At 41.2% G+C, this 22,780-nt stretch carries 21 protein-coding genes; 15 read left to right on the top strand and 6 right to left on the bottom strand.

What is annotated here, in order from left to right:
* Positions 1 to 306: 306 nt before the first annotated feature.
* Positions 307 to 552, bottom strand: a complete 246-nt coding sequence (locus R0K30_RS12135; protein ID WP_410610888.1) for a transcriptional regulator — start codon at positions 550 to 552, stop codon at positions 307 to 309.
* Positions 553 to 1,183: 631 nt separating this feature from the next.
* Here R0K30_RS12135 and R0K30_RS12130 point away from each other — a divergent pair.
* Both R0K30_RS12130 and R0K30_RS12125 read left to right on the top strand, forming a co-directional pair.
* Positions 1,184 to 2,296, top strand: coding sequence for a response regulator aspartate phosphatase (locus R0K30_RS12130; protein ID WP_410610886.1), 1,113 nt, complete (start codon positions 1,184 to 1,186; stop codon positions 2,294 to 2,296).
* A gap of 457 nt (positions 2,297 to 2,753) precedes the next feature.
* Positions 2,754 to 2,972 carry a hypothetical protein gene (locus R0K30_RS12125; protein WP_099725741.1) on the top strand — a complete coding sequence of 73 codons (219 nt, stop codon included), beginning with the start codon at positions 2,754 to 2,756 and terminating at the stop codon, positions 2,970 to 2,972.
* Positions 2,973 to 3,015: 43 nt separating this feature from the next.
* Here R0K30_RS12125 and R0K30_RS12120 read toward each other — a convergent pair whose 3' ends face one another.
* Together R0K30_RS12120 and R0K30_RS12115 are read right to left on the bottom strand one after the other, a co-directional pair.
* The gene (locus tag R0K30_RS12120) at positions 3,016 to 3,711 is read right to left on the bottom strand and encodes a YoaK family protein (protein ID WP_099725740.1); all 696 of its coding nucleotides are present in this window, start codon (positions 3,709 to 3,711) and stop codon (positions 3,016 to 3,018) included.
* Between the two features lie 34 nt (positions 3,712 to 3,745).
* Entirely contained in the window at positions 3,746 to 5,611 is a 1,866-nt protein-coding gene (locus R0K30_RS12115; RefSeq protein ID WP_410610884.1) for a DNA ligase D, read from the bottom strand.
* Between the two features lie 115 nt (positions 5,612 to 5,726).
* Here R0K30_RS12115 and ku point away from each other — a divergent pair, with 115 nt between their 5' ends.
* The gene (ku, locus tag R0K30_RS12110) at positions 5,727 to 6,575 is read left to right on the top strand and encodes a non-homologous end joining protein Ku (protein ID WP_327925238.1); all 849 of its coding nucleotides are present in this window, start codon (positions 5,727 to 5,729) and stop codon (positions 6,573 to 6,575) included.
* A gap of 181 nt (positions 6,576 to 6,756) precedes the next feature.
* Here ku and R0K30_RS12105 read toward each other — a convergent pair whose 3' ends face one another.
* The gene (locus R0K30_RS12105) at positions 6,757 to 7,200 is read right to left on the bottom strand and encodes a DUF2188 domain-containing protein (protein WP_410610881.1); all 444 of its coding nucleotides are present in this window, start codon (positions 7,198 to 7,200) and stop codon (positions 6,757 to 6,759) included.
* Positions 7,201 to 7,360: 160 nt separating this feature from the next.
* On the opposite strand from R0K30_RS12105, the gene R0K30_RS12100 reads away from it, so the two are divergent.
* From R0K30_RS12100 to R0K30_RS12070, 7 genes are all read left to right on the top strand, one after another.
* Positions 7,361 to 7,834 (top strand): VOC family protein, encoded by a 474-nt coding sequence (locus R0K30_RS12100; RefSeq protein ID WP_410610879.1) that lies wholly within the window; start codon positions 7,361 to 7,363, stop codon positions 7,832 to 7,834.
* A 48-nt stretch (positions 7,835 to 7,882) separates the two neighbouring features.
* A complete protein-coding gene (locus tag R0K30_RS12095) occupies positions 7,883 to 8,296 on the top strand; it encodes an Rrf2 family transcriptional regulator (RefSeq protein WP_099725734.1) in 414 nt (137 codons plus the stop codon).
* Positions 8,297 to 8,440: 144 nt separating this feature from the next.
* Positions 8,441 to 9,292 (top strand): SDR family oxidoreductase, encoded by an 852-nt coding sequence (locus tag R0K30_RS12090; protein WP_367307598.1) that lies wholly within the window; start codon positions 8,441 to 8,443, stop codon positions 9,290 to 9,292.
* Between the two features lie 191 nt (positions 9,293 to 9,483).
* Positions 9,484 to 10,200 carry a (Fe-S)-binding protein gene (locus R0K30_RS12085; RefSeq protein WP_099725731.1) on the top strand — a complete coding sequence of 239 codons (717 nt, stop codon included), beginning with the start codon at positions 9,484 to 9,486 and terminating at the stop codon, positions 10,198 to 10,200.
* A gap of 21 nt (positions 10,201 to 10,221) precedes the next feature.
* Positions 10,222 to 11,646, top strand: a complete 1,425-nt coding sequence (locus R0K30_RS12080) for a LutB/LldF family L-lactate oxidation iron-sulfur protein (RefSeq protein ID WP_410610876.1) — start codon at positions 10,222 to 10,224, stop codon at positions 11,644 to 11,646.
* Positions 11,643 to 12,365, top strand: a complete 723-nt coding sequence (locus R0K30_RS12075; RefSeq protein WP_410610874.1) for a LutC/YkgG family protein — start codon at positions 11,643 to 11,645, stop codon at positions 12,363 to 12,365. The genes R0K30_RS12080 and R0K30_RS12075 overlap by 4 nt, the downstream gene beginning before the upstream one ends.
* A 147-nt stretch (positions 12,366 to 12,512) precedes the next feature.
* Positions 12,513 to 13,421 carry a DMT family transporter gene (locus tag R0K30_RS12070; protein WP_410610872.1) on the top strand — a complete coding sequence of 303 codons (909 nt, stop codon included), beginning with the start codon at positions 12,513 to 12,515 and terminating at the stop codon, positions 13,419 to 13,421.
* A 12-nt stretch (positions 13,422 to 13,433) separates the two neighbouring features.
* Here R0K30_RS12070 and R0K30_RS12065 read toward each other — a convergent pair whose 3' ends face one another.
* Positions 13,434 to 13,625, bottom strand: a complete 192-nt coding sequence (locus R0K30_RS12065) for a hypothetical protein (RefSeq protein WP_099725727.1) — start codon at positions 13,623 to 13,625, stop codon at positions 13,434 to 13,436.
* Between the two features lie 110 nt (positions 13,626 to 13,735).
* On the opposite strand from R0K30_RS12065, the gene R0K30_RS12060 reads away from it, so the two are divergent.
* Entirely contained in the window at positions 13,736 to 15,952 is a 2,217-nt protein-coding gene (locus R0K30_RS12060; RefSeq protein ID WP_410610869.1) for an RNA ligase, read from the top strand.
* Positions 15,953 to 16,160: 208 nt separating this feature from the next.
* Here R0K30_RS12060 and R0K30_RS12055 read toward each other — a convergent pair whose 3' ends face one another.
* Entirely contained in the window at positions 16,161 to 16,748 is a 588-nt protein-coding gene (locus R0K30_RS12055) for a DUF6944 family repetitive protein (RefSeq protein ID WP_099725725.1), read from the bottom strand.
* A gap of 482 nt (positions 16,749 to 17,230) precedes the next feature.
* Between R0K30_RS12055 and R0K30_RS12050 the strand changes: the two genes are divergently transcribed.
* The 4 genes from R0K30_RS12050 to R0K30_RS12035 all read left to right on the top strand — a co-directional run bounded on the left by R0K30_RS12050 (position 17,231) and on the right by R0K30_RS12035 (position 22,723).
* Positions 17,231 to 17,809, top strand: coding sequence for a TetR/AcrR family transcriptional regulator (locus tag R0K30_RS12050; protein WP_410610867.1), 579 nt, complete (start codon positions 17,231 to 17,233; stop codon positions 17,807 to 17,809).
* A gap of 21 nt (positions 17,810 to 17,830) precedes the next feature.
* Positions 17,831 to 20,974 (top strand): bifunctional cytochrome P450/NADPH--P450 reductase, encoded by a 3,144-nt coding sequence (locus R0K30_RS12045; protein ID WP_410610865.1) that lies wholly within the window; start codon positions 17,831 to 17,833, stop codon positions 20,972 to 20,974.
* 186 nt (positions 20,975 to 21,160) lie between these two features.
* Positions 21,161 to 22,069 (top strand): trypsin-like serine peptidase, encoded by a 909-nt coding sequence (locus R0K30_RS12040; RefSeq protein ID WP_099725722.1) that lies wholly within the window; start codon positions 21,161 to 21,163, stop codon positions 22,067 to 22,069.
* A 273-nt stretch (positions 22,070 to 22,342) separates the two neighbouring features.
* Entirely contained in the window at positions 22,343 to 22,723 is a 381-nt protein-coding gene (locus R0K30_RS12035) for a sporulation protein (RefSeq protein WP_410610947.1), read from the top strand.
* Positions 22,724 to 22,780: the final 57 nt, after the last annotated feature.

Raw genomic sequence — 22,780 nt, 5'->3', positions numbered from 1 at the left:
ATTTGTTTTACGGCGCTCTTCCCTTCTAGAGCTACTGAGGCGCGGAAGTTATTGATCATATGATATATAGTAAAATGCTAATAGGGTTATTGTAAAGGAAAATCTAAAGGAAGAGATGATCCTTAACCATTAAAAGATAAATAATGAAATCAGTATGAGTGAAAGATTGTATACATGTTTAAAAAAGACTTACCTAAACCTAGTTTACGCTCTCAATGAGGTTTTATATAAAGCTCCCGTTTAGAAGAATTTTTTTACTTTATAGTAAAAAACGACCCCGAAATTGGAAGTCGTTTTGTGAAAGTTTTATTTTGAAACAAAGCATTTTCCGTTAGATAATACTTCGCATTTCACAAGGAAATAACTGTTACTACTTGTCCAAACTTGAGTGTAACTTACCCCATTTTGTTTAATTAATACGTAATCCCACTGATCAGGATAAGCATCTCTGACCCACTCTAACGAAGCAGCACTTGCAGTATTCATAGAAAATAACATTGTTGCAGAAAAGGCGATAGATAATACAGCTTTTTTTAATGTTGATTTTTTCAAACAAAACAACTCCTTAATTTGAATTAACCTATTATTTGTAAATAGGTTAATTCAATAGTATCAAAGAGAAAAAGCATTTTGTGTCGAATTTTGTAAAAATACCTTAAATTTACCTATTTATATAAGGTGATAATTTTCACAATGTATGAATAAACCTTTTAACACTTTTAAAGCTTTATTGATTTGTTTTTTTATTTGCGTATAACTGGCGTCGTTTTTGGCGGAGCATGACGTAATATCGTATTATGCGATAGATTAATTGAACAGCTTTTAAAAGTGACTTTTCGTTCGGTAAATTTTGCGATTAGTTCCATGGGTTCTCTTTCTGCCGCTGATCTTTCAAACAAAAATGAAGGCGTTACTCACAAGCGTTCAAGGACAAAAAGCTCAAAAAAGGGCTTTTTCATTTCATTACGAGATGATTGGTTACTTTAATTCCGAAAAAAGACGGGATTTTTAGCGCAAACATCATTGATTAGGAGAAAGAAACGCATTTTCAAAGGAAACGGTTGTTGAAGATTCAGGTGATTCATATTAAAATGATGTCAAATGGACTAATTAGCAATTGCTAATAGAAGTTCCATATTTAGTGAAATCATGTCATGTAGCTGAAGGTGATTGGGGGTGTAGAATGAGCAAAGTTCCTGTTGCGGAATTGGCATCACTATTAAATGACTGGAACATGGAAATCAAAAAAGATCATGCAGATGAGGCAGAACGATTATTTGCTAAAGCGAAACAAGCAGTAGAGGAAATTGACGATGCTGATATCCTCATGTATTATTCTCTGCTTGAGAAGAGGCATCACATTCTCATGTACAATTTGAGAGGGCAAAAGGGTGATGTATCAACGAAAAGTATAGAAGGTCATTATGGGAAAAAGGATGATGATCTGTCTCATCGCCTTGCCTATTATTTCGATTTTTATGAGGGTGTGTATGAGCAGCACCAAGGAAATTATGAGGTAGCATTGCAAATGTATCAAAGTGCTGAAAAGCTCTTAGATAAAATTCCAAGTGAGATAGAACGTGCTGATTTTGATTTTAAGGTGGCATGGCTTTACTATCGACTTAGTCATATTATGCTCTCATTAAGCTATATTCGCAGAGCCCTCCACGTCTATAAACGTCACAAGCATTATGAAAGAAGAACGGCACTTTCATACTCTCTCGTTGCAGCTAATCTAACAGAGATCGGGCGGTACGAAGAGGCGCTTGAGAATTATCGTCTGGCGGAAGAGGTTTTGACAAGCGAGCAGGATGACTTTATGCTGGTTCAGCATCACCACAATGTGGCTATTTTATATTCATTTTGGAACAAACCGAAAGAATCGATACGTCATCTTGAAAAAGCGCTGTCCCATCAAGAGTATTATGATTCAGATTTCTTTTTCCATTCTACGTATCTGATCAGCCGGGAACTCTGTGTGATTGGTGAAAAGCAGCGTGCAAGCCAATATATAGAGGCTGCATATGCCAGAATAAAAGATGCTTCTCATGAAGTGTTTCAGCTCAAAATAGGCATCGTACATGATCTTTACTTAACGAATGCGCCACAAAGATTTCAGCAAATTGATGAAAAATTAAGAAAGTTAGAAGAGAAGAATGAATATCATGAAGTAAAAGAGCTTTCGCATTTTGCGGCAAAATATTGTGAAAAGCAAGCACTTTTTGAGCAGTCTGTTTTTTACTTGAACAAAAGTTTAGAAGCGGATTTACATATGAAAAGAATGGGGTTGATTTAAGATGAAAACAGGAGTAAAAGTATTATTCGTTGTGGGTTTAGCGATCGCTGCGTCTGTTCTAACTCAAAACGTTGCGGGTTCATTCGAAGTAGCAGAAAAAATCATTGGTGGTTAATCACTAATCCATATCTCGCCCTTGTTGATGATCGTCAGCAAGGGTTTTTTTGTTTAAATAGGCTCTTCTTATTAAACGCTGCAAGAACGTTTAATAAGAAGAATTCGCAACAAAGGGGGTGTGCAAATTTGTTACCTGCCCCATTATTCTAAATAAACATAGGGCAGAGCAACAAGTTAAAAAGGTCACCTTTCTTTGCTTAATTTAATTTTTTGCAGGACTTTTCATTCAAATTTTATCAAATTGGTCTATTGCACATAGAAGTGAAAGAAAAAGCGCGAACACCGCTCCATTTGTCATGCATATGATGAGCTGAGGTGGATCTTGAAGGTAGGTGATTGTATGTATCCACGGGTATATGGAGGCTTTCACGGAGGCGGAGCACATATCGGACCGGTTGGCACTCATATCGGCTTTGGCGGATATTATGTGAGCCCTGGTGTGTTCTCTGGCTTAGGCGGTTTCCCTGGGTATGGTGGATTTGGGACATTTTCTGGATATCCGTATGGCTCCACGTCCATCATGGGGCGTCCTCCTGGTTTTTATGTGAGAAGTTATTAGTGGTTCATCACAATGATGAAATAGCCATCTAGAGAGAGATTGGCTATTTCAATTGGTGAAAGTGCATGAATGTAGCAGTGATCACAATGACCCCAAGGATGCAGATAGGCAGCCAAATGATGATAAACGGATCGTAAGCATCAGTGTATGCAGCTAAAGCGGCACCTAGGCAGTAAAAGACAATAGAACCGATTCGCATCAAGCTCGCATGCTGAATAGGGGCTTTTCTTTTTTCCCTGTGTGATAAGCGCTGAGCCAAATCTTCAAACAGGTTAGCGAGTGTGCTCGTTAGAACAGTTGTGGAAATGCCAGCAACATTTAATTTACGTGCGGCCGTCGTCTGCATGCCCATGGCCATACTTAAAAGAATAATCAGCATAAAATAAGCACCCTGTGTATAAGGAAAAATGGTCATAAGAGCAAATAGAAGCAAGATCATCACTTCTATAATAAAGATACGTGTAACGGCTTTTGGCCAAAACGTTTTTTCATGCTTCCCGCCCATCACAACGGCAAGTAAAACACCTAGAACGAACCCACTCAGTGCAGTGATGGAATGAAGGGCTGTTAGCTGCAATGAACTTCCTGCTGCAATGCCAAGCAGTACAATATTACCCGTCATATTTGCTGTAAACACATGTCCTAGACTCAAATAGCCAATCACATCCACAATTCCTGCGGAAAGACATAAGAAGATCAGTGATATGTTTCGAAATGAATGTGCGGTCAAGATGGTCATCCCTTTCTTACTCTCTAATGAATAAGTGTAACGCTTAATGATCGCGAAAGTCCATCTTATGAGCTGGTAAAATGTCTTGAAGCTGATGTAAGACTTGTCTAAAAGCATCATCATTCACAAGGTGCCTCATGCGGCGAAACGGATCGCCTTTTTCCTTTAGCCGCTCAATGACAGCCGGCATGGTAAACATAGATGGATGAAGCTCTTTCTGATACAGTTCTTCCCATTCAAGTGGTGTCGCAACGAGTCCAAGCTCGTTTCCTCTTGGGGAATATGGGGCGATGATTGTTTTTCCAGCATCATGCTGAAGGTAATCTAAATATAAACGATTGGCGCGATTTTTCTTTAAACGTTCCAGAGTAAAGAGATTAGGTGCTTGTTCGCATAAAAATTGGCATATAAAAGCTGTGAATTGTCTCGTTTCATCGTATGTGAAGGCGTTTTTCTTTAATGGAATGTAAATTTGAAGTCCTTTTCCCCCGCTTGTTTTGATAAAAGCTGTGAGAAAGAGTCCATCTAAAAGCGCTTTGATTCGCTTGGCTGCTTCTATGGCTAGGTGAAATTCTTTGACAGATGGCGGGTCTAAATCAAAGACGATTTCTGCCGGCCGATCGGTATCTCTTGTCTCAAAAGGAATATGAAATTCCATCGCCAGCTGGTTACCGAGCCAAAGAAGCGTACGAGGATCATTACAGACCGTGTAAGAAATATCATCAACCTCATCTGTCAAAACAAAATCTGGTGCATAATCAGGTGTCGACTTTTGATAAAAGTATTCGTCTCCAGTGCCATGAGGATACCGAATTAAAGTAAGACGCCTTTCACGTAAAAAGGGCAAAAGGTAGGGAGCCACTTGTCTCAAATAAAGTAAATAATCTGCCTTGTTCAGTTGAAGGGCTGGCACAATGGGTTTCTCAGGGTGAGTGACGTCTATAACAGCAGGGAGTGGATACAGCTGTTTGAGCATTTGCTGAAAGGTGCACGCTGCTGGATCAGTATCTAGTAAAAAGGAAGAAAAACGCGGCTCCCTTAAGGCTGATCCATCAAAGGATATACAAGCAATGCTGGCAACGATAGAAGGAGGGATTTCATATGATGATGCCCCTGTTAACTGGCCTTTTGTTTGAAAGAGCGTACGCAGCGTTTGTTCTTCTTCTTTAGAAAATCCATGCTTAAATTGAACAACCTCGATGAGAGCCGAATTTTGATAAATGGAGCCTTGAAAATAGCCATTTTCTTTATCAAAACGGGTTACAATGACAGAGACATACCGCCAGTTTTTGATTTTTAGCCATTCTTTTGAGCGAGTATTGTCCTGCCATTTACTCGTCCTTTTTTTCGCCACGAGTCCTTCCGCTAAATATGTCGTCATCAGCTCTTTCATGTATTCGGGGTTTGGATCTGTATGAATGACCTGAAGAAGGGAAGGGTGCTCCAGCTGAACAGATGAGGGAAGCTTTATTTCTTGAAATACTTGCTGTAACCGTTCTTTTCTTTCTATCAACGGTAAATCAACGAGAGATTTTCCTCTGCATCTTAATAGATCAAACGCAATGAAGTGACATGGAAATCGTTCAGCCTGTCGTTGTATGGCTTCTTTGTTTTTCAGCCTGCCTCTTTGCTGAACCTTCGCAAAATCGCTTTGCTGTTCACTCAGTAAAAAGACCAATTCTCCGTCAAGCGTCAGCGGTAAAAAAGGAGCAAACTGGTCTTTTAATTGTTCGCACTGATCCACCACTTCAGGAAATTGCTCATTTAGCCGTTTTCCAGCTCTGCTTTCTAAATGAATCTCGCCTTCTTCCCATACAAGAATGGCCCGAAAGCCATCATATTTTAATTCAAACACCCAGTCTGCACCGGCCGGAATATCATGTGCTGCCGTTAATCGCATAGGTTTCATTTTGTATGTCACTTCCTTATATCATGTGTTCTTAGAGTGGGATGAAATTTTCATTCACATACATAAGTCTGCTGAAAACATTACATAGTAAGAAGAAAAGAACGGAGGCAACGCGATGCATACAGTATGGAAAGGCGGCATTAGTTTCGGATTGGTCAACATTCCAGTCAAGCTGTTTACCGCTACAGAAAATAAAGATATAAAGTTAAGACAGCTGCATAAGGAGTGTCACACGCCTATTAACTACAAGAAAGTATGTGCCAATTGCGGTGAAGAGGTAGCGCCAGAACAAATCGTGAAAGCGTATGAATATGCGAAGAATAAATTTATTGAATTAGATGATGAAGAGCTAGAAAAACTGCGAAAAGAAAATGAAGAAAAAGCCGTTGAAATCATTGATTTTGTGAAGATAGAGGAGATTGATCCAATCTATTATGAAAGAAGTTACTTTTTATCACCAGATACAGGCGGAGCGAAGGCTTATTCATTATTAAGAAAAGCTCTAGAGGAATCAGGTAAAATTGGTGTGGCAAAGATGATGATCCGCTCAAAGGAGCAATTAGCGATTGTTAGGTGCTATGAACATATTTTGCTGATGGAAACCATTCATTTCCCTGACGAAATTAGACAAGTAGCAGACGTACCGAATATCCCCCAAGAGGAGAACATTGTCAAGAAAGAGTTAGATACAGCGCTCCTTTTGATCGAACAGCTGACCACCACATTCGATCCAGCGGCATATCAGGATGAATACAGAGAACAGCTGATGAATTTAATTGGCAATAAAATATCTGGAGAACATACCGTTCAGCCAGAAACGACTGGCAAAAAAGATCCTGCATCCAATGTGACGGATTTAATGGCCGCTCTACAGGCTTCGATCGACCGCTCAAAACCAGCCAAAGCAAAAAAAGCAGCGCCTAAGAAAAGAAAAGCACCAGCCAAAAAAGAAAAAAATGCATAAAGAAAAGACCGCTGACGAGCGGTCTTCACTCTGTCTTCTTTTCTGCGTGATAGAAAACCTTTGAAGTCTAGGAAGGGCGAGCACCGGAACGGAGCGAATTTGACATTCGTGAGTACCGGAGCGCAGACCTGACACCGAATGCGAGGGTTTGTCTACACGCTGGGACCGCTTACGAGCGGTCTTATTGCGGCTTTAACACGTCCTGAATCGTCCCGTTTTTTCGGTGGATGACAACAGAAGTTCCTTTATTAGCTGAAATCTCCTTTGCCCGGTCAATTGCTTCTTGTTTCGTTTCTTTAACCTCACTTGCTCGTTTCGCTTTTTCTGTCTGAACCGCCCATCCTTCGTCATGTTTGACGACATGCTGCGCATGATCCATGAGCTCTGGTCTTGCGGAGCTGCTGTCTTCAGAAGGTTTAATAGAACCATGAGATGAGAAATTTTCTATCTCTTTCTCCGTGGCATTCTTTTTCCACTCTTTCGCTTGACTGATCGCGATTGGGATGGCTCTATTTTCGTCATAGCCTTCCTGTATCATTTTATTGGCAATCTCAAGCGCTTTTTTTCGAATGACGCTGTCTAACGATTGAAATACAGCCGGATAATCGTTCATTATCCAAGGCATATGAAACGCTCCTTTCTTTTATTTGAACACCTTCCCCTATCTGCAATCGATCAAACATACAAGTCCTCTCAAACCAATGACGGGGATAAAATACATCGTTTTGCTGAGGCAGCATCTTATCAATTCCCGCAGAATAGAAGATAGAAAAGGAGTGATTTTAATGATGATGAAAGGTCTGTATGAAGCACATTTACCTGTGAGTGACTTGAAGGCATCTATTGCATTTTATGAAAAATTGGAATTGACACTCGCTCACGAAAATGAACGAGTTGCTTTTTTATGGATTGAGAAAGGAAAGAGCTGGCTTGGCTTGTGGAAAGTAGATATAAACGCCTTTCCATACCATCCCTCGACTCGGCACGTTGCCTTTCAAATTACAACGTCCAGTATCGAACAGATCAAGGCTTGGCTGGTTGAAAAAGGTATTAGTATTCATCCGATGTTCGGTTTTTCAGAAGAGGAACAGCCTTTAGTTCTCGATAATCCGCCGCAATTTCATGCAGCGATCTATTTTCTTGACCCAGATGGGAATCTGCTTGAATGCATTGCACCGCTTAAGCTTGATGCAGCGGAAGAATACGATATGATGACATTTGAGCATTGGGACCAAAAGAAAAATCCGTTTATTGATTGACAAAATCACTCATTGTAACTATATTGATTACAACGGTGGTGAAAGATTGTGAAACAAATTAGCAGCAGGTATTCGATCGCTGTTCATATTTTGTCATTTATTGCAGGTGTTCCAAAAGAGTGTACAGGTGATTTTATTGCAGAGAGTGTCAATTCAAACCCTGTCATTGTTCGAAAAATGATGGCGATGCTCAAACGGGCGGGACTCATTGAGATTCGCCGCGGAGTAGGCGGTGCTTATTTAAAAAGGCCGGCAGAGGACATCACGCTGTTAGATGTGTACCGTGCTGTAGATGTAAGCGCGGGTGAAGAGTTATTTAACTTTCATCAGCCAGTCATCGCATGCCCGATCGGTCAAGCCATGGATACGAGACTGCGGCACGAACTCAAAGAAGCGCAGTCTGCACTTGAAAATCGCCTAAGACAAGTGACAATCAAGCAATTATTGACGGAGGAAGATTAGAAGAAGCTCATACCCTTTGAGCTTTTTTTACACCTTTTGTTGTAACCGATATGATGATAACAAATGACCTAATATGTGCTGTGCCTGAAGCTGTTCTACCCATGAAGCATCACCGTTGAATGACAAAATAAGGAGGTCAAACAAATGAAATTATTAGTAACAGGGGCAACAGGACAACTTGGATCGCTCGTCGTTAAGCATTTGCTGACAAAAGTACCGGCTGAACAAATTGCGGTGAGTGTTCGAGATCCGCAGAAAGCAGCGCATTTGAAGGAAGCTGGGGTGGATGTACGCCACGGAGACTTTACTCAGCCAGACACTCTTGCATCAGCGTTTCAAGGCATTGACCGTCTTTTGATCATTTCAACTGCTGATGGAGACCGCGTGAAGCAGCATACGGCTGCCATCCAAGAGGCGAAAGCAGCAAATGTATCCTTTATTGCTTATACGAGCGTGGTCAATGCAAGAGAGAGTCAGCTTGTCCTTGCCCATGACCATGCAAAAACAGAAGAAGCGATTTTGGCCTCTGGCATCCCTCATGTGTTTTTAAGAAACAATTGGTATGTAGAAAATGAAAAAGACACCATTCTGGCATCAGTCAGCGGCGCACCATTTTTAAGCCCTATTGGTGAAGGGAAAGTTGGCTGGGCGACAAGAAATGACTATGCAGAAGCGGCGGCAAATGCGTTAACACTTCCGGTGCATGACCAGGAAATATATGAATTGTCAGGACCTCTTCGGACGCACACTGAACTTGCACAAATTGTCAGTGAGGTGAGCGGAAAAGAGATCAAAGTAGAGAAAATCGATGTAGACACATTTGGAGAATTTTTAGCTTCAAATGGTGTACCAAAAGAGGCTGTTCCATTTGTCAAAGCCATTCAAAGCGGCATTCGCGATGGTGCTCTAGCCGTTGAAAGCCAAGATTTCGAATCATTACTAGGCCGTCCGTTAACGCCTATTGAAGAAAGAATTCGTGAATTGATTTCAAACTAAACATCAAAAAACGCCTATCAAAAGGGCGTTTTTTTTCATGCTGCCACACGAGCATTAAGTACAAATTTTAGACAAACCACTTCGTTGAAATTTCAGAAATTTGGGATTAAAATGAAATTAAGGCCTGTTATTTAGTCATCAGATGACCAGAAGGATGAATCAAAATGCAGCAAAAGAAGGGAAGTTCGCCGATGAAAGTCAGTTTATTCGTCACCTGTTTAATTGACACCATGCAGCCGAATGTAGGAAAGGCGACAGTCGAGGTGTTAGAACGGCTCGGTGTTGAAGTGGAATTTCCAGAAGCACAAGTGTGCTGCGGACAGCCAGCCTTTAACAGCGGCTATACAAAAGAAACAATCAAAGCAGCGAAAAACATGATCAAAGCCTTTGAATCAGCTGAATATGTCGTGACACCATCAGGTTCTTGTAAGGCGATGTTTTTAGAATATCCTCATCTTTTGAAAGAAGATCCAGAGTGGACAGCTCGGGCTGAGGCACTTGCTGCGAAAACATATGAATTAACGGAATTTATTGTAGATATTTTACACGTAACAGATGTAGGTGCGAGTTTTAAAGGAAAAGCAACCTACCATACCTCCTGCCATATGACGAGACTGCTAAGAATTATGGAAGCGCCTTTCACACTGTTGTCAAATGTCAAAGATTTGACGATAGAACCTTTGCCCCGAGCAGAAAATTGCTGCGGATTTGGAGGTACCTTTTCAGTAAAAATGACACCCATATCTGAGCAGATGGTCGATGAAAAAGTGCAAAGCATAGAGGAAACAGGCGCTGAATATATCATTGGTGCTGACTGTGGATGCCTGCTGAATATTGGCGGAAGATTGAACCGCCTTGAAAAACCAATCCAGGTGATGCATATTGCAGAAGTATTAAATAGCCGCTGATGCGAAGAGGGGGAACGGCATATGAGTATGAAAATTGGAGAGAAGGCCTTTAAAGAGCGAATCGGGGAAGGCTTAGAAGACGCTGTCATGAGAGGAGCTGTTTCTTCGGCACAAGAGCGCCTGTATCAAAGGCGGATGACTGCAAGCGAAGAGCTTGGCAATTGGGAAAAGTGGCGTGAACTTGGCGAGGAAATCAGACAACATACACTTGCTCACCTTGACGACTACTTATATCAATTAAGCGAAAGTGTGAGTGAACGCGGAGGTCATGTCTTTTTTGCGAAAACAAAGGAAGAGGCATCAGCGTATATTCAAGGTGTGGCACAAAAAAAAGCGGCCAAAAAGATTGTCAAATCAAAATCAATGGTCACTGAAGAAATTGAAATGAATCAAGCACTTGAAGAGATCGGCTGTGAGGTGATCGAAAGCGATCTTGGTGAATATATTCTGCAAGTAGATGATCATGAACCGCCTTCACATATCGTGGCACCTGCCCTTCATATGACGAAAGAACAAATACGGGACGTGTTTCACGAAAAGCTCGGATATGACATGTCAGAAACCCCTGAAGATATGACGAGCTTTGTGAGAGCAATCTTACGAGAAAAATTCCTCGAAGCAGATATTGGCGTGACCGGCTGTAATTTTGCTGTGGCCAACACAGGTTCCATTTGTCTTGTGACAAATGAAGGGAATGCGGATCTTGTCACGGCCATACCAAAGACGCATATAGCTGTCATGGGGATGGAGCGGCTTGTTCCAACAATGGAGGAGCTGGATGTCCTTGTTGGTCTTTTGTGCAGAAGCGCAGTCGGCCAAAAATTAACAAGTTATATTTCTGTCGTGGGGTCAAAAGGAGAAGAAGAGGTCGATGGGCCAGAAGAATTTCATTTGGTCATTGTTGATAACGGAAGGTCAAATATATTAGGTACAGCCTTTCAGCCTGTTCTGCAATGCATCCGGTGCGCAGCGTGTATCAATGTGTGCCCGGTTTACCGGCATGTTGGCGGACATTCGTACGGATCGATTTATCCGGGTCCGATTGGAGCTGTTCTCTCACCTCTTCTTGGCGGCTATGATGACTATCAAGAGCTTCCCTTTGCGTCAAGCCTTTGCGCAGCTTGCACCGATGCTTGTCCAGTGAAGATTCCACTTCATGAGCTATTAATTAAACATAGACAAGTCATCGTTGAGAAAGAGGGGAGAGCGCCTAAAGCTGAAATGATGGCGATGAAAATGTTCGGAATGGGGGCATCGACTCCCGGGATGTATCAATTCGGAACAAAAGCAGCACCTGTTTTGATGAATCATATGGCTTCAAACGGACGGATTTCAAAAGGAATGGGTCCTTTAAAGAATTGGACAGATATTCGTGACCTGCCAGCTCCAAGTAAAGAAAGATTTCGGGATTGGTTTAAAAAGAAACAAAAGGAGGAACGGTCATGAAGGGAACCATTTCTCATCGAAATTCGTTTTTAGCTCATATCCAGCAGCAATTAGGCAAAGGCTCCTCTCCATCTACATCTATTCAGCGTCCGGGATGGAAGCATCAAGTACAGTGGGAAACAAACGGACTTCTGTCTAAAGAGGAATTGGTGGAGCAATTGAAGAAGCAATGTCAACAAATTCATACAAGAGTGATAGAAACAACGCCGGAGGAAGTGCCCTCTCTATTACGATTATTGATGACAGAGTATGGAGAGGGTCCCGTGATGACCTCGCGTGATAGACGTTTTGAGCAATATGGATTCAATCCTATGTTTGCTTGCTTGCAAAAAGAAGGAATCTCGGTCACCAGCTGGGATGCAGATGCATCAAGGGATGAAAATATAAGGCAGGCAGAACAAGCGAAATATGCGGTTGTGTTCAGTGATTACACACTTGCAGAATCTGGCACAGTTGTTCTTTCATCTCATCAAGGTCAAGGAAGAGCGCTTCATTTTTTACCGATGATGTATATCGTGTGTATAGAAAAAAGCTCGATTGTTCCGCGGATGATTCAGGCCGTCTCGGCTCTTAATTGCTTGGTAGAGGAGGGAGAGCAGGCGAAAGGAGCCATTCATTTCATATCAGGCCCGAGTAATTCTGCCGATATTGAAATGAATTTAGTGGTTGGGGTTCATGGTCCGGTTCGGGCCGTTTATCTATTAATAGATGATGAATGAGGGCTTTCGTGAAGAGAGCCTTTTTTTATATGAAAACAGCTTTCAAACATTTTAAAAAATCATCTTGCCTCTAGGTGAATGGACATAGTAAGATGACGACATACAAGGTGAGAAGTTCATCTACTGCTGATGTAAAGGAAGCTGCTTATGGAAATAAATACAACTGTTCTAAAGAAGTCAATCGCAGTGCCGCTTGTAATTTCAATTATTGCCATTTCGTTCTCTGCAATTATTGTGAAATGGTCAAGTGCTCCTGCTGCTATTTTAAGTATGTATCGAATGATCTTGGCGGCTGTTTTGATGCTTCCGTTTATCCTGCCGCGGAAAAAAGAGTTTCTCTCGATTAAGCGTAGAGACTGGTTTTTATTATGTATGTCAGGCTTCTTTTTAGGACTTCATTTTGTGTTGTGGTTTGGCTCACTGAAGCTGACTACAGTGGCAAGTTCTACGATTATCATCGCTCTTCAGCCGATGGTGTCCCTGATAGGTGGATTTCTCATTTTCCGTGAACGAACAACGATGTCTGCTATATTCACGATGTGTGCGGCGATTGTTGGTGCACTGATGATTGGGTGGGGAGATATAGGGCATAGCCAGGAAGCAATTGTAGGAGATATTTTATCCTTTTTAAGTGTGATTGCAGTTGTTTGTTATTTATTAATAGGCCAACAAGCTGTGAGAAAAATATCTCATTGGATTTATAGTTTTTGTGTATTTGGTTTTGCCGGCCTTTTTTTAATTCTTTTCAACCTGCTTCAGCACACTCCTTTTACAGGCTATCCGGGAAAAGAATGGGGAATCTTTTTATTGCTCGCCATTATTCCCACCATGTCTCATGTCATTAACAATTGGTTATTAACCTATGTCAATGCGACAACCATTTCAATGAGTATTCTCGGTGAACCTGTTGGGGCCACGATACTTGCTGTATTGCTGCTTGGAGAGAAAGTCACACTGTTTCAAATGTTAGGCGGTCTGCTTGTCCTTTTAGGTGTCTTTTTCTTTTTGATGCAGCAGCGTCAAGGGATCGTGATGAAAACAAAAAAATCCGGTTAATCTCCGGATTTTTTACTCTTTTAAATGATTTTTTTCAATGACTTGGTTTAATCTAGCCTCGACTTTCTTTAATTCCATTCGTTTCTTTCTAATCATTCGAAATGCGATGACAATGCTTGTTACGATAAATGCGATGAATAGAAGAGGAAATACTTGAAATATGATATCTCCAATGTTGAATGCAACATTCTCTCCATTAGACATGTGTAAAACCTCCTTCTCTATCTATATATTACCATAATCAATAAAAGATTGAGATTTATCCATAATTTATCTATAATAGGTAAAATATCACTCATTAAAGGAGAACCAATATGAGAACTTTAGTCCTTTTACGAGGTCTCCCAGGTGTAGGTAAATCAACATGGATCAAAGAGCAAGGCTTAGAGCCATATACTTTATCAGCTGATCAGATCCGTTTGTTGACCCAGCCGCCGCAGTTATCAGTCAATGGGAAACCGGAAATTACGAGCAAGCATGATCATAAAGTGTGGTCTTTATTATTTGATTTACTCACAGCCCGAATGGAACGCGGAGACTTTACTGTGATTGATGCGACACATGTCACAAGCAAGTCGATTTCTCAATATAAGTCGTTAGCTTCTACGTATCGTTACAGGGTGTATGTCGTCGATTTCACGCAAGTGCCACTTGAAACAGCCCTCCTGCAAAATCGCTCACGAGAACCGCACAAAGTTGTGAGGGAGTCTGTTTTGTATCAAATGAACGAACGGTTAAAAACAGAAAAGGTACCGTCGTGGGTGACCGTTTTGCAGCCAGAGGAATATCCGCACGTGATGACCTATCAGTCTCGATCCTTTGATCAATATGAGGCCATTCATGTCTTCGGTGATATTCACGGTTGTCATACAGCCCTTAACACCTATTTGCAAGGGGACATCAAAGAAAACGAACTTTACATCTTTGCAGGTGATTTGCTTGATAGAGGAATAGAAAACAAAGAAGTTTTAGAATGGATGCTCGCACATCGAGAATGCCGGAATGTCATTGTGATCGAAGGCAATCATGATCAGCATTTATACCGGTTTGCACATGGCGAAAAAGTAAGAAGCAACATGTTTAATCGTCATACTGCGCCTGAAATCGAAGCAGGGGACTTTGATTTAAAAGAAGTAAGAAAGTTTGTCAGAACATTTCATCAGCTTACTTATTTTACGTACCATGGCCAGACATATCTTGTCACCCATGGCGGGCTTGCTCATTTGCCAGAAGAGCTTCTGCATGTCTCGACCCAGCAGCTTATTCACGGAGTAGGGGAATATTCAGATGACATTGACCACTTATTCGTTCAAAACACAGCTGGATTAGATATCATTCAAATTCATGGACATCGCAATTTATACAGGCTGCCTATTCAAGCAGCAGATAGGTCTTATAACCTCGAAGGTCAGGTTGAATTTGGCGGACAGCTGCGGGTGCTGAAAATCACAGCTGACGGGATTGAGACATATGAAATTGACAATCCTGTATATAGAGCCTCTGAGAAAAAACAATCGGTCTCTGTTCAACCAGATATTTCGCTGGAGGATTTTTTGGCTCATTTAGATCAGCATGAGTACGTACAGGAATTAAAGCTTCCGCACCACATTTCATCTTTTAATTTTACAAAAAAGGCTTTTAGTGAACGGCAATGGGACGACGTGAATGTGAAGGCAAGAGGTTTGTTTGTCAATATGGCTTCAAAGCAGATTGTTTCTAGAAGCTATAATAAATTTTTTAACATTGATGAGCGTCCTGAGACAAGAATGCAGCATTTAGTGAATCACCTACAATTCCCTGTCACCGTATATGATAAAGCAAATGGATACTTAGGAACTGTTGGGTATAACGAAATGGAGGATGAATTGGTGTTTACATCCAAATCGTATACATCACATGTGAAGCAAAATCCGCATGCTTCCTGGGTCGAAGAGCTATTTTTTGCAACCTTTGACAATGTGCAGGTCGACTACATCAAATCATACGTACGTGACAACAATGTATCTCTTGTGTTTGAAGTCATTTTGCCAGAGAAAGATCCACATATTATCACATATGATCAAGATCAACTTATTTTACTTGATATTGTGAAGCGGCAGCTGAGCTATGAAAAAGCACCATTTGCTGAAGTGAAAAGATTAAGTGAACAGCTTGGAATGTCATCCAAGCAGAAAGTGGCTGCGTTCCAGGATTGGACGTCTTTTTATAAATGGTATCAGGCAGTATCTCATGACAACTCGATTAAAGAAGAGGGATATGTCATTGAGGATGACAGAGGCTTTATGACCAAGCTCAAGCTTCCTTATTATCAATTCTGGAAGCAGATGCGTGCTATTAAGCAGCGCGTTGCAGAGAAACGTTCCGCGCAAAAATATATGCAGGCTTTCAAAACGGCGGAGCAAGCAAGATTTTATACGTGGCTGCTTGAGCAAGAACCAGAGAATGTGAGAAAACGCTCAATTATTGAGCTGCGATCACAATTTGAGCAAAATGAAGCAGCCCAATTGAATCATGACGAAATAAATGCATAGTGTAAAAAAGAGTCTTTCTAAACAAGAGCTGAGATAGTTGCCAGAGGGACTAAAATAATCTTTGTTTTAGTCCTTTCTCTTCTTATGTGCAGAAAATATGCAGAAAAAAAGATTATTAAAAGTGTTGATATATGGATCAGGGAAGGTTGAAATGGCTTAAAGAGGAATAAGCGGCGAGCGCAAGTAGTCTCAATATATAGGTCTATTTCTAGCCCCTCCAAGTCTCTTTATATGGACATATGTTGCTGGCTATGAACTCATCAGTTAAGAGAAGGGCAACAAAGTTTGAACCAATTGCCTGTGAAATAGCCCCCAAAGTGGATAGAATTTGTGCTCCTTCTTCCTTGTTTTTTAATTCATAAACGCCACCAATTGCTTCTAAACCAGCACCTAATGCTTGAATCGAATTACCAACAGCAAATAGTTGCTCTCCAATGATATAATCTCCAGTAGCAGCGATAGAGGCACCAATCGATTGAAAGGAATCACCAAGTATCTCTAGACGAAGATTATCTGAATTTTCACCCTCCACATCTTGTAAATAAGCAGCTAATGAGCTTGTTGATGCACCAGCACCATCAATTAAGTTTCCAGTAAAAGCATAAGAATTCTCCTCAGGCGCTATTGCTATAACAAAAGATCCGACTGCTTGCAGACCTTCTCCAATTGCTACAAGTTTATTATTGATTTCATTCATTCCTGCTAAAGATCTGATTTCTGCAATTGCAGAAATGATTGTACCAAGCGCATCAATCCAAGCTCCTGTTAAAATGTTGTACTCATCAACATTACACATGTTCCACCTCAAATTGTTGTAGATTAACTGGCAGCAATATCACCGATTTCTGAATTCCCTTTTTAATAATATAGTCTGAACAAAGGAAAGGAGTGAAGGTCAAAATGCTTTCCAGTAAAGAAATCATTGAATGGAACAAAAAAGCTTATCATGATGTTGTAATGGGTACATGAGGATACGCCGTCCACGCAAGTAAAGGGAGGTATATATTGATGCCTATGATGATCACATTCATTCTCCAATCGATCAGGAATGAATATGTAGTGCTGAGGACACCCGCATGTCACAAAACTGCCAATATTTATAAGTCCTTTGGATGCAATGTAACTAGGTATCATTTCTCAATTATTATTATTTTCAGAAAATGTGGTGACGGGGTAAAATAAGTGTGTTTAAGTATAAATAGAAGAAATTAAAATATTAATATAATATACCCCATGCGGAATGAACATTCATTCCTAAAGCGAGAGGAGGGGGATAAAATGCCAGCAGCTCCTGATAAACAAGAGCAGATCATGAAGGCTTCACTGGACTTATTTATTGAACGAGGCTTTGATGGCACCACGATGCCGATGATTTCAAAAAGAGCCAACGTCGGAGCAGGTACCATTTATCGGTATTTCGATAGCAAAGAAGCACTCGTCAATATTTTGTACCAGCGCAGCCTCACTGCATTTATCGAAAAAATGAACAAAAACAGTCCAGATCCAAGGGGAAGTATTAGGGCTTACTTCAAGCATGTATTTTATTGCTTGGTTTTGTTTACAAAGGAGAATCCAAGCGGTCTTTATTTTTTAGAAATTGATAAACGGTCACATTACTTAGATGAGACGAGCAAAGAGAAAATGCAGCATTTATTAAATGAACTATTTCACATCTTTGAAGAAGGGAAGAAGGATGGGATTCACCCAAATCTCTCTGGTAGAACCATTTTATCAATTGTATTTGGCGCCTTTGTACAGCTTCATAAACAGATCCTTGCTGAAGAAATAGAGCCAACGATTGAATTTTTAGAGGAAATTGAGCAATGTTTATGGCGCGCCATTAGCGTTGCATCATAATGAAATAAAGGGAGTGGGAACATGCAACAAACATCAATCATTCCAAAACCAAAAACATACGGACCGTTAAAAAATATTCCCCTGCTGAAAAAGGGAGAGCTTTCTCAAACTTTTTGGCGGCTGGCAGATGAGCTTGGACCGATCTTTCAATTTGAATTTTCAGAAACAACTAGTGTTTTTGTTTCCAGTCATGAGCTTGCTCAAGAAGTATGTGATGAGAGCCGTTTTGATAAATACATTGGGATTAGCCTCGATAAAGCAAGAGCATTTGCTGGGGATGGGTTATTTACGAGCTGGACAGAAGAACCAAACTGGAGAAAAGCTCATCAAATCTTGATGCCGGCGTTTAGCCAGCAGGCCATGAAGGGCTATCACGAGATGATGCTCGATATTGCAACGCAGCTTGTGCAAAAATGGCAAAGATCAGGCCTTGATGAAGAAATTGAAGTAGCAGAGGATATGACAAAGCTTACGTTAGATACGATCGGGCTTTGCGGTTTTGATTTTCGATTTAACAGCTTTTATAAAGAAAATCAGCATCCATTCATCGAAAGCATGCTGAAAGGCTTAAATGAAGCGATGGACCAATCGAAGAGATGGCCGATTGCAGATAAGTTAATGATCAAAAGAAGAAAAGAATTTGAGCATAATGTCGACTTCATGAAACAGTTAGTAGATGACATTATTAAAGAACGTAAAAAACAAGATGAAACGGGCGATGATTTGCTGTCCCTAATGCTGCATGCAACGGATCCTGAAACAGGTGAGCGTCTGTCAGATGAAAATATCCGTTATCAGATTATTACCTTCTTAATAGCGGGGCATGAAACGACAAGCGGTCTGCTATCATTTGCGATTTATTTCTTACTAAAGAATCCAGATAAATTAAAGAAAGCCGTTCAAGAAGCAGATGATGTGCTGCAAGGCGGGCTGCCGACATTTAAGCAGGTACAAAAGCTAAGCTACACCCGTATGGTGTTAAATGAGGCACTTCGACTTTGGCCGACTGCCCCTTCTTTCTCACTTTACGCTAAAGAAGACACAGTGATCGGAGGGGAATATCCGATTGAGAAAAATCAAAGTGTGACTGTGCTGCTTCCTAAATTACACCGTGATCAAGCGGTTTGGGGAGAGGATGCAGAAGAATTTAAACCAGAGCGGTTTATGCATCCTGAAAACATCCCACAGCATGCCTATAAGCCTTTTGGGAACGGCCAGCGTGCATGTATTGGTATGCAATTCGCACTTCATGAAGCCACTATGGTTCTGGCTATGGTTCTGCACAATCTGGAATTGATTGATCACACATCATATAAACTTGATTTAAAAGAATCTTTAACGATTAAGCCAAACGATTTTAAAATCAAAGTGCGGCCAAGGAAGCAGCAATTCTTTATGGCACCTCCGAAAGAGGAACCGAAAAAAAGCACTGCATCTGATGAGTCAAAAGTGGCCAGTCACGGTACACCTCTGCTTGTCTTGTATGGATCAAATCTTGGCACAGCGCAGCAAATGGCAAACGAATTTGCTGAAGACGGAAAAGCAAAAGGGTTTGACGTAACCACTGCACCACTTGATGACTATACACGCCAATTACCAGATTCAGGCGCTGTATTGATCGTGACGGCTTCCTACAACGGACATGCGCCTGACAATGCGAAACAATTTGTGGATTGGGTGACGCAGGATGAGGAGCAGGATTTATCAAACGTGACATTTGCAGTCTTTGGATGTGGAGATCGAAATTGGGCGAGTACGTATCAGCGTATTCCACGTCTCATTGATGAGGCATTTGAAAGAAAAGGAGCGAAGCGTGTTGCTGATTTAGGCGAAGGCGATGCAGGCGGTGACATGGATGAAGATAAAGAAATATTCCAGAAGACTGTTTTCGAAGAGCTTTCAAAAGAATTTAATATCACTTTCCAAGAGAAAAATCAGGAAAAGCCAAATTTATCAGTTGCTTATACGAATGAGCTAGTGGAACGTCCTGTGGCGAAAACATATGGTGCCTTTTCAGCTGTTGTCTTGAGAAATACAGAATTACAATCTGAAAAAAGCCCACGGCAAACAAGGCATATTGAACTGAAATTGCCTGAAGGGAAACAATACAAAGAAGGAGATCATATCGGGATTGTACCGAAAAATAGTGTTGCACTCGTTCAGCGGGTGACCAATCGCTTTAAACTAGATCCTCAGCAGCATATTAAGCTTTCTTCTGAAAAAGAGGCAAGTCATTTACCATTAGATCAGCCGGTTCAAATCAGAGAACTACTCGCGTCACATGTTGAGCTTCAAGAGCCTGCGACACGTACGCAGCTAAGAGAGCTTGCAAAATATACAGTATGTCCGCCTCACCGAATAGAACTTGAACAAATGGCTGGTGAATCCTATCAAGAATCCATATTAAAGAAGCGAGTGACCATGCTGGATTTATTAGATCAATATGAAGCGTGTGAGCTGCCCTTTGTACACTTTTTGGCGCTTTTACCAGGTTTGAAGCCGCGTTATTACTCGATTTCTAGCTCACCAAAGGTAGATGAAGAAAGGGTCAGTATCACAGTAGCAGTTGTGAAAGGCGAAGCGTGGAGTGGCCGCGGAGAATACGCCGGGGTCGCATCAAACTATTTATGTGATCTGCAAGAAGGAGAAGAAGTGGCCTGCTTCCTGCATGAAGCGCAGGCAGGATTCCAGCTGCCGCCTTCACCTGAAATACCGATGATCATGATCGGACCAGGAACAGGAATTGCCCCATTTAGAGGGTTTATTCAGGCAAGAGAAGTGTGGCAGCATGAAGGAAAACAACTTGGTGAAGCCCATCTTTACTTTGGCTGCCGTCACCCTCATGAAGATGATCTGTATTTTGAGGAAATGCAGCTGGCAGAGCAAAAAGGAGTTGTCTCCATCCACAGGGCTTACTCTCGTTATGATGAGCAAAAAGTGTATGTCCAGCACTTGATGAAAGAGGATGGCGACATGCTTATTGAATTACTTGATCAAGGTGCGTATCTGTATATTTGCGGGGATGGAAAAGTCATGGCACCAGATGTAGAGGCTACACTTGTCGATCTGTATCAAGCCGTGAAACAGTGCTCGAAAGAAACAGCTGAAAATTGGCTGACATCACTTTCAAATGACAATAGATATGTAAAAGATGTATGGAGCTAACAAACAGCGAAAACCGCCAATTTGGCGGTTTTTTTCTACATAGAAAGAGATAGAATGAATGTTGGGAAGATACAAAACACCTAATTTAAAAATGAAATATTTTGTAAAAAATAAGAATATTCTCTCATTTACTCCAATATGAAACAATCGTATGATTTTTTATATAGGACATAAAGGAGGAATATGATGAAAAAGGTGAAAATGTTAATCCCTTCTCTACTCGTTTTTGGTGCTTTAAGTGTGCCTAGTTTTGCCCATGCCGCCTCGGATTCAGTACTAACGTCTGATTATGACATGGTGACTTCTGATGGAAAGGTAATCTCTTCAAGTGATTTCCACAATGATACGAAAGCCCCCTCATCCTTTGACAAAGTGGATGATCTTTCTTCTACTGTTGGCGAAAAAGTAAAACCACTAACAAAATATTTAAAAGACTTTCAAACAAAAGTAGTCATTGGAGACGATGGTAGAACAAAAGTAGCGAACACAAGAGTTGCGCCATACAATTCGATTGCTTATATTACATTTGGCGGGTCCAGCTGTACTGGTACACTCATTGCCCCCAACAAAATTTTGACAAACGGACACTGCGTGTACAATACAGCATCGAGAAGCTATAGTGCAAAAGGGTCTGTGTATCCAGGCATGAATGATAGTACGGCCGTGAACGGCTCAGCAAACATGACTGAATTCTATGTCCCAAGCGGATATATCAATACAGGTGCGAGCCAATATGATTTTGCCGTCATTAAAACAGATACGAACATCGGAAATACGGTCGGTTACCGCTCCATCCGTCAGGTGACAAATCTGACTGGAACAACGATTAAAATTTCTGGATATCCAGGAGATAAAATGAGGTCGACTGGCAAGGTGTCACAGTGGGAGATGTCAGGTCCTGTGACGAGAGAAGATACGAATCTAGCATACTATACGATTGATACGTTTAGCGGAAATTCAGGTTCTGCGATGCTCGATCAGAACCAACAAATCGTCGGGGTTCATAACGCAGGCTATTCAAATGGAACGATCAATGGTGGTCCAAAAGCTACAGCAGCCTTTGTTGAATTTGTAAACTATGCGAAAGCGCAATAAAAAATAGAGCATAAAGCTCGTTTCCTTCAAAGGGGACGAGCTTTTTTGTTTTGAACAGAATTTGCTGGTTTTCTATTTTTCTAATCTGAGAGATTCATCAAGCGGCTCATAATCATCATTTTTTTCACATGTCATCCGTTAACCACTCATACATTAAAAATGACTCATTTCCTTAAAGTCAAGATCATACCTGAAGAAGTATGAGGGGGTCACAAGCTTTTGAAGATGAGGAGAGACTGGTTCACTGCTGTCGTCCTATGCTTTGTGATATGGATGGGTGTGTTATTAAGTGGAATTGGAGAGAATCAGGCGGCAAAAGGGGCAGATCGTTATGATCATGTCATTCAATTTCCAAAGGAACGGTATCCTGAAACAGGCAGTCATATTCAAGAAGCCATTCGAAAAGGGCATTCAGATGTGTGTACCATTGACCGAAACGGGGCAGATGTCCGCAGGCAAGAATCGTTAAAAGGAATTCCCACAAAGCCTGGCTTTGACCGGGATGAATGGCCGATGGCGGTTTGTCTTGAGGGAGGAAAGGGTGCAAGTGTTCAATATGTCAGTCCATCAGATAATAGAGGAGCAGGCTCATGGGTCGGACACCAAATAAGCGGCTATCCTGATGGAAAAAGAATTTTATTTATTGTGAAATAAAACTGGGGAAGAGGCTCCTTTCGTGAGGGGCTTTTTTTGTTTACAGATAGAGCGTAT

The organism is Bacillus sp. SIMBA_154, assembly GCF_046536015.1.
Taxonomy (GTDB): domain Bacteria; phylum Bacillota; class Bacilli; order Bacillales; family Bacillaceae; genus Bacillus; species Bacillus pumilus_P.
This window is presented reverse-complemented; position numbering and strand designations above follow the sequence as displayed.

Coding starts and splice junctions, on each gene's coding strand:
- R0K30_RS12130 (WP_410610886.1), top strand. CDS start 1,184: ATGAGCAAAGTTCCTGTTGCGGAATTGGCATCACTATTAAATGACTGG.
- R0K30_RS12125 (WP_099725741.1), top strand. CDS start 2,754: ATGTATCCACGGGTATATGGAGGCTTTCACGGAGGCGGAGCACATATC.
- R0K30_RS12120 (WP_099725740.1), bottom strand. CDS start 3,711: ATGACCATCTTGACCGCACATTCATTTCGAAACATATCACTGATCTTC.
- R0K30_RS12115 (WP_410610884.1), bottom strand. CDS start 5,611: ATGAAACCTATGCGATTAACGGCAGCACATGATATTCCGGCCGGTGCA.
- ku (WP_327925238.1), top strand. CDS start 5,727: ATGCATACAGTATGGAAAGGCGGCATTAGTTTCGGATTGGTCAACATT.
- R0K30_RS12105 (WP_410610881.1), bottom strand. CDS start 7,200: ATGCCTTGGATAATGAACGATTATCCGGCTGTATTTCAATCGTTAGAC.
- R0K30_RS12100 (WP_410610879.1), top strand. CDS start 7,361: ATGATGATGAAAGGTCTGTATGAAGCACATTTACCTGTGAGTGACTTG.
- R0K30_RS12090 (WP_367307598.1), top strand. CDS start 8,441: ATGAAATTATTAGTAACAGGGGCAACAGGACAACTTGGATCGCTCGTC.
- R0K30_RS12085 (WP_099725731.1), top strand. CDS start 9,484: ATGAAAGTCAGTTTATTCGTCACCTGTTTAATTGACACCATGCAGCCG.
- R0K30_RS12080 (WP_410610876.1), top strand. CDS start 10,222: ATGAGTATGAAAATTGGAGAGAAGGCCTTTAAAGAGCGAATCGGGGAA.
- R0K30_RS12075 (WP_410610874.1), top strand. CDS start 11,643: ATGAAGGGAACCATTTCTCATCGAAATTCGTTTTTAGCTCATATCCAG.
- R0K30_RS12070 (WP_410610872.1), top strand. CDS start 12,513: ATGGAAATAAATACAACTGTTCTAAAGAAGTCAATCGCAGTGCCGCTT.
- R0K30_RS12065 (WP_099725727.1), bottom strand. CDS start 13,625: ATGTCTAATGGAGAGAATGTTGCATTCAACATTGGAGATATCATATTT.
- R0K30_RS12060 (WP_410610869.1), top strand. CDS start 13,736: ATGAGAACTTTAGTCCTTTTACGAGGTCTCCCAGGTGTAGGTAAATCA.
- R0K30_RS12055 (WP_099725725.1), bottom strand. CDS start 16,748: ATGTGTAATGTTGATGAGTACAACATTTTAACAGGAGCTTGGATTGAT.
- R0K30_RS12050 (WP_410610867.1), top strand. CDS start 17,231: ATGCCAGCAGCTCCTGATAAACAAGAGCAGATCATGAAGGCTTCACTG.
- R0K30_RS12045 (WP_410610865.1), top strand. CDS start 17,831: ATGCAACAAACATCAATCATTCCAAAACCAAAAACATACGGACCGTTA.
- R0K30_RS12040 (WP_099725722.1), top strand. CDS start 21,161: ATGAAAAAGGTGAAAATGTTAATCCCTTCTCTACTCGTTTTTGGTGCT.
- R0K30_RS12035 (WP_410610947.1), top strand. CDS start 22,343: ATGGGTGTGTTATTAAGTGGAATTGGAGAGAATCAGGCGGCAAAAGGG.